The following is a 13,317-nucleotide window of genomic DNA, read 5'->3' on the forward strand; positions in this document are numbered from 1 at the left end:
ATAACAGTAAGTACAACTATCCTCAAAATCACTGAAGTTGAATAACAATGGGAAAGACTGTAACAACATATTTAATCGACGGAGATCCTAAAGGAACTCAATATGCATTCATTAGCAACAAAATTTGCCAAATGTTTGTCGTACCACGTTCTAATCTCTCCTATTTGAATACACAAGAGAAATTACAAAAACCTGCATTCTATATATTACTGGGGGAAGATGAATCAACAAAACCGCAGGCATATATAGGTGAAACGGAAAATTTCAAAGAACGTGTAAAAGACCACGACAGCAAAAAAGCGTTTTGGCAAAAAGCACTCATATTCGTATCGAAAGATGCCGATATGACTAAAGTTGATGTGCAATACCTAGAACATAAAGCGATAGCCGAAGCCAAGAAAGCAAACGCTTTTGTTTTAAGCGATAATAAACAAATCCCTAAAGCACCGAATCTACCAGAGCATCAACAGGACTCAATGGATGAATTTTTCGAAGATGTGAAGTTTCTGGCATCATTTATCGGTTGCAATATTTTTGATGTATCACAACCCAAAGAAGAACATCTATTCTACACCAAAGGTAGAGGATGCAATGCAAAGGGCTTCTATAGTTCCGATGGCTTTACAGTCCTAAAAGGAAGTACTGTTGCCAAAACAATGGTTCCGTCTTTCAACTGGAAAGAAAAACGAGAAAAAATGCTTCAAGATTACACTTCTACTGAGAACGGAATATTGGTATTGACATCAGATAAAACTTTTTCAAGTCCCAGTACTGCCGCAGATTTCTGTATTGGTAGCAGTAATAATGGCTGGTTGATATGGAAAGACAAAGATGGAAACACATTGGATTCAGTTTATAGAAAACAGCTGGATTAATAACATATCAATTGGAAGCATATATGGAAGAAAAAGGATTGTTTGGAAATTAGCAGGAATGTAAAATACACAATCAATTGAAAATCAATCTATGTCAAAAGCAAAGCTAAAAAAACACTTGTTGTCACTTACAAAAGAACAGATAACCGACATTGTTCTTGAACTATACGATGCACGTAAAGAGGCAAAAGATTATCTGGAGTTTTATCTTGCCCCAGATTGCAACGCTGAATTAGAAAAGAGCAAGAAAGCTATCAGAAACGAGTTCTTCCCAACTCGTGGATTTTCCGAAAAGCCGTCATTTGCCAAATGTCGAAAAGTCATTTCCGATTTTCAAAAGCTAAAACCGGAGCCGACCACTGTTGCCGATTTAATGTTGTTCTATATCGAACAAGGATGCGAATACACACTTGAATTTGGCGATATGTGGGAACAGTTCTATACAACACTGGAGGGAAATTTCGACAAAGCTATGCGCTTTATCTTTCTCAACGGATTGTTAGCCTGTTATTACGAACGGATTGAAAAGCTTATTGATAGCGTATCGGATTGTGGTTGGGGATTTTATGATACATTACAAGATATTTATTCTGAATATCGGTAGTGTTTTTAATCTTTGATAAAGCCTTGCCCTACACAAAAAAGTAAGGAACTGAACCTGTGCGCATAATGGCACAGATTTAGTTCCTATCCTGTCCCTTTAAACTACTCCATTGATTCCCGAATAATACGCAAAGTTTCTTTCTTATACTCTTTGCGGTCATATTCAAATCCTCTGCACATCCAGCAACTACACGGAGTTCCTGTAGTTTTGTAAACTTGTGCCCATTTGTCTTTTGCCAACTCAAACCAATGAGGATGTTCATAATAGCTTCCATCCTCACGAATGATGCAATGACCATAAGCGGCATACAGAATCATACGAGTCTTAAACACACGAGCCATTTGTTGGCGTCTCCACAATTTATTTCTTTTGTCCATCGTCTCTTTCTATTAAAGTTAGGATGAACAATGATGTTACTTTGGTGAGACTTAATATATCCATAGCATAATACCTTTAATGTTATACCCTTTCGGATACAAAATTAAGACAAAACATCAACAATATACCAGTATGGGTATAATTTGTTTGTATCTTTTAGAGGTATGTAATACGCGCATACATTTTTTATGCGAATAATTCAACCTTATTACACTTTTCCCAACGTATATCACCCATTGCACATTGCTCTACACTTTTTCAAGCGAATCAAACGTAAACCTTACAAAAGTTTTCAGGTTTTATGACCGATTCTATCATCCAACACCTTCTGGAAAATAAAAAACACACCGCAAACCACAGAAATTCCAAGAAAACCACTACCTTTGTATTCAACAAGTGTTCTGTAACATACCTGCGGAAATGCCCTATCATTCAACACCTTGTATCTGATAGCGGACATTCGCAAAAAAGGCTAAAAGAAAGCGGTACAACACATATATGCAAAGCTATGAAATACACCGATTTGCATTTGTCCCCACATTCTGTGTATTTGTCAAAACAGAGGTTGTACCGATTAAAATGAACAGTCACTGATAATCAGTGATGTAAATATGCTGCATCGAAAGCTCCGCGCAACTGCGACGAAGAGAGATCTACAGGCAGTGTGAGAGAGTTCCATCCATTACCTTCATCGCTTCCTACAAACTTGCGGCTGAGATAGAATACATATCCATCCTTGCTGTATGTATACGGATCCACAGCATCATAGTCACCATAAGCATCAACGCCGAAGCCGTAAGAATTCTCCTGTGGGTTACCCATATATGTCAGAGTCATGTTGTCCATGTACACACGACCACCTTCTTTATCCTTACCTACACCGAGTCTGAGTGTCTTGTCATCTCCAACCATCACGAACACCTCTACCACAAATTTGCTTTCATCAGGTGCGAACGTATTGTTACCGGTCATGAATACTGATGCAGGAACGTTACGGCGGAACAGTTTTCTGTTAGGAGTACCGTCTGATGACTCACCTTCTTCTTTAAGCTGCCCGTAATGATCATTCACAATAGCCATGAATTCATCATACTGATCATCAGTGAGCGCAGGTATCGGCTCTTTATTGCCGTTGGCGAAGAGGTATGCGTTGGTTGCGGTTGCAGTATTATCTTCGTCGTACGCACCGTCTGTATAAGGAGCATCATCATACAAATCGAAGAACGCCTGGGCAGAAACTTTATACAGACCCGGTCTCAAATCTTTCACCTCCTGATAGAAAGTTCCGGTGGCACGACCAATCTCCAAGCAGCCGTATGAACCATAAAGTTGTGCATATGTATTGTTTTTACCGCTTTCATTAGTTCCGAGTTTCGGGTTTATGGCTGTGCAGTAATCGCTCGAAAGATGATCGAGTCCGGTTGTTTTCCAGAAAAGGTTATCCTCATCGCTCACGTTACGGATGAAGCGGGTATTGTACAACAGACCGCTCACATTGTAGTTGCCAACCTGTGCGATATTCTTAATAAGCTCACGGTAATCATCTATCGAAATAAGACACCACACGTCAGAATTGTTCTGATAAGTTTCTTCCGCATAAACCGCGTGCCTGTTTCCATCGTAATTCCAGTACCTTGTGACTGTCTCCCAGTGTCCTGTTCCCCACCAATTTTCCACGTATTTTTGCGACTTCTGGTTGCGAATATAATATGTATTATTTCCTGCTAACACGAAATCAATTTTCGCAAAGTCATTACTCTTGTCGCTCTCAGTATCCGCGTTTGCCCTGTCCACATAAACAGGATAAACTCCATTTTCCTCAACAAAGCCGAGATAGGCACCCTGCGCAGTGTTTATTATCGGACCTCTTAAATTGTAGTCTCCCTCACCGTCGCGCTCCAGCGTAAGCCTTATACCTCTTTCGTTCATTATACTATTCATTCCGTAGTTGCCTCCGGCATTAAGGAACGCATGCTGGGTGACGTTGTAAAGATATACGTATTGTCCGACTAAATTCTGAGGGTCTCTCGCATATCTCTCCCAGTCGCTGTCGTCCTGCGCCGTCGCAGTCTGCACGCCACCCATGAGCAGCAGCAGGAACATCGATACAAATGTACTAAAATGTTTCATAATAACTCGTTTTTCCTTTCTTTTTCTTCTTGTTGTTGTTCTTCTTTTCTTCAGTCATTCACTCTCATTCCCACACATTGTGCGGTTTTGCCCAGTTATCAGTAGAACCGTACGGGGCATTGCCTCTAAGGTCTGTGCCGTCAGACGGCGGATTGCCCTCATTGATGTCAAATCCCGGATTCGTCTCATCGCCGGTAGTGTTGTACGATGACAAGGTCGCCATCGACTGTTCCGTTTCCATCGCAATTACATCGACGGATGGTTTTTCATACATTTTCTTCATTTCCTTTTTTATTTTCGTTGGTTTTATACATTCATTTCTCACCGTTGCCGTCAGGATGTGGCGGTGTGGCTTTYCGGAATTCAAGATAGTCCGGCATGCCTCGTTGTAATAGAATTTATTGTCTGTTTATGGATAAAACTTAATGTAAATAAACGCAGCTTTTGTCGCGAAACGACGCTTATGAGAGATTCCGCATCACGGTGCCTTTTTCAGTCATACAGACTTAAAAAACATGCCGCATATGCTTTGAGAACCTTACACCTCTAATGCAGAGGTGTATATGTTTTCACAAAATAGAGGAAATGGAGATGTTTGATTATTGTATTTATCTCTTATATTCAACCAATACTGGCACTCACGTTAGTTAATATATATGTATTTATGTTAATTATAATGCCGTATATTTTGCTAAGTCATACTTTAATCTTAATTTTGCTGATGTTTAGAATAATATATATCGCAATATGTATACACCTCTGCATTAGAGGTGTAGATATTTTTAAATATTGTTATACATGAGAAACGACTATATACATTTGCACATATTACTACATCAGAAAATGCATACAGCCACGTCGGACAAGCGGGACGGACATACAATATCAGGTTACTGAAACTTAGCCGCAACGAAAAACAATCACAGATTCTGACTGACTGGCGAGGCTACAAACGCATTACGGTATGTCAAAGAAGCGTAACGCGCATACCGGCTTGCAACAGTATGAAATGACAAAAATAAAAAACGGAAAGTGGAAAAGGTTAAACGAATAAAAAAGGCAGGGATGATCAAACGCATCCCTGCCATGTCTCTTTCAGAAAAACAAGTCAGCTCACGCCTCACCTGTACCACTGTTGAACGGAGCGATGGTGCGTCCCTGCTGGTTGGGAATCTGAATCTTACCGAACGACTGCTCGTATTTGTATATGTTTTCCTGCAACGCCTGGAGGAGACGTTTCGCATGTTCCGGAGCAAGAACAACCCTGCTGCGCACCTGCGGTTTGGGCATGCCGGGGAGCATGCGTGCGAAGTCGATAACGAAGTCGGAACTTGAATGGCTTATCAAAGCAAGGTTGGCGTATTCGCCGAGGGCTGTCTCCGCATTGAGCTCAATGGGAAAGCCCTGTTTCTGATTGTTGTTTTCGTCCATGATAATTTTTTAGTTTTAGATATAAAAAAATAAATTGCGCCATATCATAAAGCTGATGCCATATGGAACACAGCGCACTGAGTATATTCCCTAAAGATGCCGCGAACAGACGGAAAGTTTTTTTATTCCGGCTTCCCGAGTGCAGCCTGTCTTTTGCAAAGATAATGCAAGGCGAGTGCAGCAGCAAGTTTTGAAAACGTAGTTTTATAAGACTTGCTATTGCCGAGCCGAAGCTTATCTTATGCAAAGATAACATATCCGACTTACATTCCCAAAAATATGAATCAAAAAATGAACCGCTTCCATGCAGATACACTACCGTTGACGTCACACCATAATCATGAAAGCAAGACAGCGGACACCCCTCCGGACTCACGAAAACACGCGAGACATACCGCATTAAGACAAAGGCTAATGACACAAAAGGCACATGCACAGAAACGAAGAAAAACAACCGCGCAACCAACTGGCGCACAGCGCATTACAAAAGAGGCTCTCTGAGGCTGCGAAAGAGGCTCTTTCATCGTCCCGAAAAGCCTTTTCCGCAGCCTCAAAGAGCCTCTTTCGCAAACCGATATATATCATTGTGTTTTACGGGTACGAAAACACCCCGTTCCGACCATGCCGGGACGGACCGGAAGAAGAAGGCGAGGCGTCAGACGGAAGCGACGCGCACCACCTCACGCACAAGCCACACCCCGTCATACTGTTCGGCAAAGCCGTCACCGCGTCTGCCGCCATACTCCAACTTGAGAACCGCCCTCACCGGACTGCCGTTTTTCTTTCCACCGGTAACACGGTCGTACATGCCGCCAAGCTTTCCCGTCTTGTCGACCACCCAATATTCCTTATCGCTGCCCGAAGGCACAAACGACCTCACCTCGTGTCCCATTCTCAGAACACCCTCAAGAGTATACAACACGTCTCTTGACATGGCGTCAGACTCTGTGTCGGCAAGCGTTATGCTTTTTTCGTCAAAGAGCGGCATCTCCTGCCCTATCTCCACGAAAACCGCCTTTGACGGACTGCTGTCGTGTATCTCGAAATAGCGCATGCCGCTGTTGCCCACGCCCCATCCTCCGCAGGTCGACGGCACCGGTCCGTGAGCCGAGACGGAATCGACATGTGCGGCATAGTCACCATGAGGCACGAGAATATACCTGCTCACGCCAGCCCTGTCTGAGTCTATCTTACGGAACCGGCACGTCTCGCCGGCAGGCAACTCCCCACGCGCACGGAGCGTGTCTGTCAAGACGCTGATGCCTCCGACGCCTATGTCGAACACCTGTATGAGCCGCACAGGACTCGCACTGCCGTCCCTCACAAGCACCATGCCCGGCAACGACGGGTCTGCCATGACGCGCATGCTGCCGTTTCGCTGGGCAAGCAAGCGCAGTCCGGCACCCCTCACCTCGTCCCACACAAAGCCCTCATACGGCTGTCGCGACGGTGTCAGACTGTCGGGATGGACGGTGTCAGCCTCAGAACCGGAGCTGTGTGCCAGCACCTTCCACTTGCCGGAGAGCCCCGACATACAGCCGGAAGCACATGCGCACAGCACCAACGACAAAAAGATATACAGATGTCTCATAACTTTCAGATATTCGGAATAGGAAAACACATATCCGGACAGCGTTCCGGAAGACGTGTCACAAAGATAGGAATATCAATCCACAGGACAAGGTCTCACTTCATAAAAAAACAAAAATACAAGAAAAAAGCCGGTTGCCACATACGAAACTGACGCGCCCCGCTCTGCTGTTTTTACGTGTCTTCACTCCATGTGTCTTCATTTCACAATTAGCTTACAGCTATCTTTATGTACGCCCACCTGACGGACAAGCATTATTCCGGACCTACTTATGCCTGATTGTTGCGTTTTTATAGTTATATTTGTGGTCAGAATCATATATCAATATGATGTGTGATTGATACGCTCCGCATCCGCACGACATCACGACGCCGGACAACAGACCGGGTAATGCCGCCACGCCACATATATGAGAAAGCACATCGCGGGTAGCGGATTATCGGCTGACCGTACCGAAAGAGAATTTACAGAAAATGACTGAGGGCGAGATGAAGGCGATTGGTGAGGAGAGATGGGATAAGAAACAAAGGGACTTATAATATGGACATTCAAAGAATAAACCAGCACACATCGGCTTTCAACGAGATAACACACTACATTGAGAGCGACAATGGCAAGGAAAAGGTTGAAGTGTGGTTTGCCCGTGAGCTTCAGTCGGTTCTTGGCTATGCCCGCTGGGAGAACTTCATTGTTGCTATAGGGCGGGCTGTTGAATCATGCAAGTCACAGAATATCAACGTAGATGACCATTTTCGTGAGGTCACGAAAATGGTCACTTTGGGTAGCGGTTCCAAGCGTGAAGTCAAGGACTACATGCTTACGCGCTTTGCCTGTTATCTCATTGCCCAGAACGGTGACCCTAAGAAAGAGGAGATAGCTTTTGCTCAAGGCTACTTCGCATTGCAGACAAGGCGGGCTGAACTTATAGCCGAGCATTTGCAGCAAGTGTCACGTCTGGACACACGTGACCGACTGCGCGCTTCGGAGAAACAACTGTCGCGTAACATATACGAACGCGGCGTTGACGAGCGGGGATTCGGGCGCATACGTTCAAAAGGCGACACGGCTTTGTTTGGCGGACATACCACCGAGGACATGAAACGCCGCCTTGGCATCAAGTCGACACGACCGTTGGCTGATTTTCTTCCTACGCTTACCATTGCCGCCAAGAACCTCGCCACCGAAATGACAAACTACAACGTGGAGCAAAAAGATCTTCATGGTGAGCAGAGCATAACGACTGAACATATTCAGAACAATGTCAGCGTAAGGCAGATGCTGGGACAACGAGGCATAAAACCCGAGAACCTTCCACCTGCAGAGGATATAAAGAAGGTGGAACGCAGAGTGGCAAGCAATGAAAAGAAAATAGAAAAGACTTCAAACAAACTGCCCAAAAAGGTAGATTAGGGTTGAAGCCGTTGTACACCCGAAGATACGGGAAAACACATTGCGGGTGGCGGATTATCAGCCGACAGTACCTAAGGAGAAACTACAGAAAATCCTTGCTGACGAAATAAAGGCGATCAGTGAGGAAAGAGAAAACAAAGAATCGGATTGAGAGCGACAATGACAAGGCAAAGGTTGATATCCAACGTAGATGATTATTTGGGAACATGTTGGTTTGTGTGGGTGAGTAACCACTCATAATCTCAGCCCCTAATGGATTAACCCAAATCGGTCATCATACTTCCGTTCGTATTTCGTGTTGTTGTCAGCCGGATTGTGTCCAGCCTTATCAAAGATGTAGAGGGCTACACCGGGAAAAATCATAAACCAATCTGACTGACAACAACACGAAATACGAATGAAGTATAATGACTTATTCCGTGGTACGAGAAAATACACAGCACTGAAGAACAGGCGATAAACAGAAAAAGGAGACTGCGTCAGACGCAGTCTCCTTTTGAATTATCTTTTCCTCTGCCTCTTAGAAGGCACAGGAACATTATGCATTATTCTGCAGACTCATTCTCACCGGCAAAGTCGAGCACGGTCTTGCGGTTAGCAAGGATGCGGTCGTACTCTTCCTTTGAGCCGACGATGAGTTTCTCCCACTGGCGGAGTCCTGTACCGGCAGGAATGAGGTGACCGGTTATCACGTTCTCCTTCATACCTTCCAGACGGTCTACCTTACCACGTATGGCAGCCTCGTTGAGCACCTTTGTTGTCTCCTGGAACGATGCGGCAGAGATGAAACTCTTGGTCTGCAACGCCGCACGAGTGATACCCTGGAGTATCTGTGTGGATGTTGCGGGGATGGTGTCACGCACCTGAACCAGACGCAGGTCACGACGCTTGAGACTCGAGTTCTCGTCGCGCAGCTTGCGTGCGGAGATGATCTGACCCACCTTCAGTGTTTCGGAGTCGCCCGCATCGGTCACATATTTCTTGCCCCATATGCGGTCGTTCTCCTCGGCGAAGTCGAGCTTGTCCACCATCTCCTGCTCAAGGAACGTGGTATCGCCAGGCTCGTCTATCTGAACCTTGCGCATCATCTGGCGCACGATAATCTCGAAGTGCTTGTCGTTAATCTTCACACCCTGCAGACGGTATACGTCCTGAACCTCGTTGACGATGTATTCCTGAACCGCAGTGGGACCTTTGATGGCGAGGATGTCGCCCGGAGTGATGATACCATCGGAAAGCGGAGTACCGGCACGAACGGCATCGTGCTCCTGAACAAGAATCTGTTTGGAGAGGCTGACGAGATATTTCTTCTGGTCGCCGGTCTTGCTTGTGACGATAATCTCGCGGTTGCCGCGTTTCACCTTACCCATTGTCACCTCACCGTCGATCTCAGAAACCACAGCGGGGTTGCTCGGGTTGCGAGCCTCGAAAAGCTCTGTCACACGCGGGAGACCTCCGGTGATGTCACCAGCCTTGCCCACGGCACGCGGAATCTTTACGAGTGTGGCACCTGTCCTGACGGTCTGTCCGTCCTCCACAACGACGTGTCCGCCCACCGGGAAGTTGTATGTGCCTATCACCTCACCGTCCTTACCGATGATGTCGCAGGTAGGAACCTTGGACTTGTCCTTAGAGTCGGTGATGATTTTCTCGGTCAGTCCGGTAGCCTCGTCGGTCTCGGCACGATAGGTGATGCCCTCTATCACATCGTTGAATTTAAGCGTACCGCCGTATTCGGTGACGATGACCGCATTGAACGGGTCCCATCTGGCGATGAGGTCGCCTTTCTTCACGAGTGCTCCGTTCTTGAAGTAGAGAGTTGAACCGTAAGGAACGTTGAGTGTGGAGAGCACGATGTCGGTATGCGGATCGATGAAGCGCACCTCAGACAGACGGCTTACCACCATGTCGCAGTTGACGTCCTTCTCGCCGTCGTTCTCCACAAACGGAACCACGCGCAGCTCGTCGAACTCTATGCGCGAGTCGTTCTTTGCCACGATAGACGCGTTGGCGGCGGCATTGGCAGCCACACCACCGGCGTGGAACGTACGCAGGGTAAGCTGTGTTCCCGGCTCACCGATTGCCTGTGCGGCAATCACACCGACAGCCTCGCCTATCTGCACCATGCGGCTTGTGGCAAGGTTGCGTCCGTAACACTTCATGCAGACGCCGTGCTTGCTCTCGCATGTGAGCACCGAACGTATCTCTACGCTTTCGATGGGCGACTCTTCTATCGCCTTGGCAACAGACTCCGTTATCTCCTCACCGGCAGCTACTATGAGCTCGCCTGTGGTAGGATGTATGATGTCGTGGACTGACACACGTCCGAGGATGCGCTCATAGAGAGTGGAGATGACCTCGTCTCCGTTTTTAAGAGCCGTACATACAAGTCCGCGCAGTGTGCCGCAGTCCTCCTCGGTGATGATGACGTCGTGTGACACATCGACAAGACGGCGTGTGAGGTAACCGGCGTCGGCTGTCTTCATGGCGGTGTCGGCAAGACCCTTACGGGCACCGTGTGACGCGATGAAGTACTCGAGCACGGACATACCTTCCTTGAAGTTTGAGAGGATAGGGTTCTCGATGATCTGCGCTCCCTCGGCACCCGCCTTCTGAGGCTTTGCCATAAGTCCACGCATACCGGAAAGCTGCTTGATCTGGTCCTTTGAACCACGGGCTCCGGAGTCGAGCATCATGAACACGGCGTTGAATCCCTGGTCAGCCTCGGTCATTTCCTTCATGAGGACATTGGCAAGGTCGTTGTTGACATGGGTCCACGTATCGATGACCTGATTGTAACGCTCGTTGTCGGTGATGAATCCCATGTTGTAGTTCTCAGTAATCTGACGAACCTCCTCATTACCTTTCTCAACGATGGCTTCCTTCTCCTTCGGGATGATGATGTCGTCGAGGTTGAACGAAAGACCTGCCACATAAGCCATGCGGTAGCCGAGGTTCTTGATACCGTCGAGGAACTCGCACGCACGCGCCATACCAACCGACTTGATGACATCGGCAATGATGCCGCGCAGTGTCTTCTTGGAGATGATGTCGTTGAAATAGCCTACCTCCTCTGGAATAATCTGATTGACAATGACACGTCCTACTGAAGTGTCGACCATGCGTTTCTGCATCACACCGTCGACAAGGTCGTTTACAACAACCTTCACAGGTGCGTGAAGGTCGCACTTGCCCTCGTTGTGTGCGATGAGCGCTTCCTCCGGACCATAGAACACGAGTCCCTCGCCCTTTGCGCCCGGACGTATCTTTGTGATATAGTAGAGTCCGAGAACCATGTCCTGTGACGGCACAGTGATAGGAGCACCGTTTGCCGGGTTGAGGATGTTGTGGCTCTGGAGCATCAGTATCTGTGCCTCAAGGATAGCCTCATTACTCAGAGGGAGGTGGACAGCCATCTGGTCGCCGTCGAAGTCGGCGTTGAACGCCGTACATGCCAGCGGATGGAGCTGGATGGCCTTACCCTCTATGAGCTTCGGCTGGAATGCCTGTATACCGAGACGGTGAAGTGTCGGCGCACGGTTGAGCAGCACGGGATGACCCTTCATCACATTCTCGAGAATATCCCAGATGACGGGCTCGCGACGGTCGACAATCTTCTTTGCGCTCTTGACCGTTTTCACGATGCCGCGCTCGATGAGCTTGCGTATGATGAACGGCTTGTAAAGCTCGGCTGCCATGAGTTTAGGCAGACCGCACTCGCCCATTTTAAGCTCCGGACCTACAACGATGACCGAACGTGCGGAATAGTCGACACGCTTACCGAGAAGGTTCTGACGGAAACGTCCCTGTTTTCCTTTGAGCGAATCGGACAATGACTTCAGCGGACGGTTGCTGTCGCTCTTGACGGCAGAACTCTTGCGCGAGTTGTCGAAAAGACTGTCGACAGCTTCCTGAAGCATACGCTTCTCGTTTCGGAGGATGACCTCGGGGGCCTTTATCTCTACAAGACGCTTCAGACGGTTGTTACGTATGATGACACGACGGTAGAGGTCGTTGAGGTCGGATGTGGCGAAACGACCGCCATCAAGCGGAACGAGCGGACGGAGCTCCGGCGGAATGACAGGAATAATCTTCATTATCATCCACTCAGGACGGTTTACACCACGGCTCGAACGGAACGCCTCCACTACCTGCAGGCGTTTGAGCGCCTCGGTCTTGCGCTGCTGCGAAGAGTCGTTGTTGGCACGATCGCGCAGTTCGTAAGACAATGCGTCGAGATCGATTGTGGACAAAAGGTCGTAAATCGCCTCAGCACCCATTTTGGCAATGAACTTGTTGGGGTCTGAATCGTCGAGATATTCGTTATGCGGATCGAGCTTGTTCTCGATGATGTCGATATATTCCTCCTCCGAAAGGAAGTCCATCTTGTGTGAGCCGTTTATCTCGATGCCCTCGGCATCCTTGCGTCCTTCAAGAGCACCCGGCTGCACAACGACATATTTCTCGTAATATATCACCGAATCAAGACGCTTTGTAGGCATACCGAGCAGATAGCCTATCTTGTTGGGCAGAGAGCGGAAATACCATATGTGCGCTACAGGGACAACAAGCTCTATGTGTCCGCTGCGCTCACGGCGTACCTTCTTCTCAGTGACTTCGACACCGCACCGGTCGCAGACAATGCCCTTATAGCGTATGCGCTTATACTTTCCGCACGCACACTCATAGTCGCGTGTAGGACCGAAAATGCGCTCGCAGAACAGTCCGTCACGCTCAGGCTTGTAAGTCCTGTAATTAATTGTCTCTGGTTTGGTGACCTCACCATAAGAGTTCTCGAGAATCTCTTCAGGCGAAGCAAGACCGACGGTGATCTTCGTGAAATTGTTCTTTATTTTTGTATCTTTCTTAAAAGCCATATCTTTTATAATTTAGGGTGT

At 47.3% G+C, this 13,317-nt stretch carries 9 protein-coding genes; 3 read left to right on the plus strand and 6 right to left on the minus strand.

The window, feature by feature from the left end; all coding sequences use genetic code 11:
- Positions 1-47: 47 nt before the first annotated feature.
- Positions 48-875: a GIY-YIG nuclease family protein gene (locus tag BN4609_RS14490; protein WP_008779797.1), complete on the plus strand. Its 828-nt coding sequence runs from the start codon at positions 48-50 to the stop codon at positions 873-875.
- 91 nt (positions 876-966) lie between these two features.
- Positions 967-1,479: a DUF6155 family protein gene (locus tag BN4609_RS14495; protein ID WP_005859085.1), complete on the plus strand. Its 513-nt coding sequence runs from the start codon at positions 967-969 to the stop codon at positions 1,477-1,479.
- A 101-nt stretch (positions 1,480-1,580) separates the two neighbouring features.
- Here the strand turns inward: BN4609_RS14495 and BN4609_RS14500 are convergent, their stop codons facing one another.
- The 5 genes from BN4609_RS14500 to BN4609_RS14520 form a co-directional block, all read right to left on the minus strand.
- Positions 1,581-1,856 (minus strand): hypothetical protein, encoded by a 276-nt coding sequence (locus tag BN4609_RS14500; protein WP_005859087.1) that lies wholly within the window; start codon positions 1,854-1,856, stop codon positions 1,581-1,583.
- 598 nt (positions 1,857-2,454) lie between these two features.
- Positions 2,455-3,987, minus strand: coding sequence for a hypothetical protein (locus tag BN4609_RS14505; RefSeq protein WP_164071707.1), 1,533 nt, complete (start codon positions 3,985-3,987; stop codon positions 2,455-2,457).
- A gap of 64 nt (positions 3,988-4,051) precedes the next feature.
- Complete coding sequence (locus BN4609_RS14510; RefSeq protein ID WP_164071708.1) at positions 4,052-4,270, minus strand: hypothetical protein; 219 nt, start codon at positions 4,268-4,270, stop codon at positions 4,052-4,054.
- Between the two features lie 830 nt (positions 4,271-5,100).
- Positions 5,101-5,418, minus strand: coding sequence for a DUF3467 domain-containing protein (locus BN4609_RS14515; protein WP_021993818.1), 318 nt, complete (start codon positions 5,416-5,418; stop codon positions 5,101-5,103).
- Between the two features lie 655 nt (positions 5,419-6,073).
- Positions 6,074-7,009 carry a hypothetical protein gene (locus tag BN4609_RS14520; protein WP_068857248.1) on the minus strand — a complete coding sequence of 312 codons (936 nt, stop codon included), beginning with the start codon at positions 7,007-7,009 and terminating at the stop codon, positions 6,074-6,076.
- Between the two features lie 540 nt (positions 7,010-7,549).
- Between BN4609_RS14520 and dinD the strand changes: the two genes are divergently transcribed.
- On the plus strand, positions 7,550-8,419 hold the full coding sequence (gene dinD, locus BN4609_RS14525; RefSeq protein WP_068857249.1) for a DNA damage-inducible protein D: 870 nt from the start codon (positions 7,550-7,552) through the stop codon (positions 8,417-8,419).
- 545 nt (positions 8,420-8,964) lie between these two features.
- Here dinD and rpoC read toward each other — a convergent pair.
- Positions 8,965-13,296 carry a DNA-directed RNA polymerase subunit beta' gene (gene rpoC / locus BN4609_RS14530; protein WP_068857250.1) on the minus strand — a complete coding sequence of 1,444 codons (4,332 nt, stop codon included), beginning with the start codon at positions 13,294-13,296 and terminating at the stop codon, positions 8,965-8,967.
- Between the last annotated feature and the right edge of the window lie 21 nt (positions 13,297-13,317).

It is taken from the genome of Leyella lascolaii, from assembly GCF_900079775.1.
In the GTDB taxonomy this organism is placed as follows: Bacteria; Bacteroidota; Bacteroidia; order Bacteroidales; family Bacteroidaceae; genus Prevotella; species Prevotella lascolaii.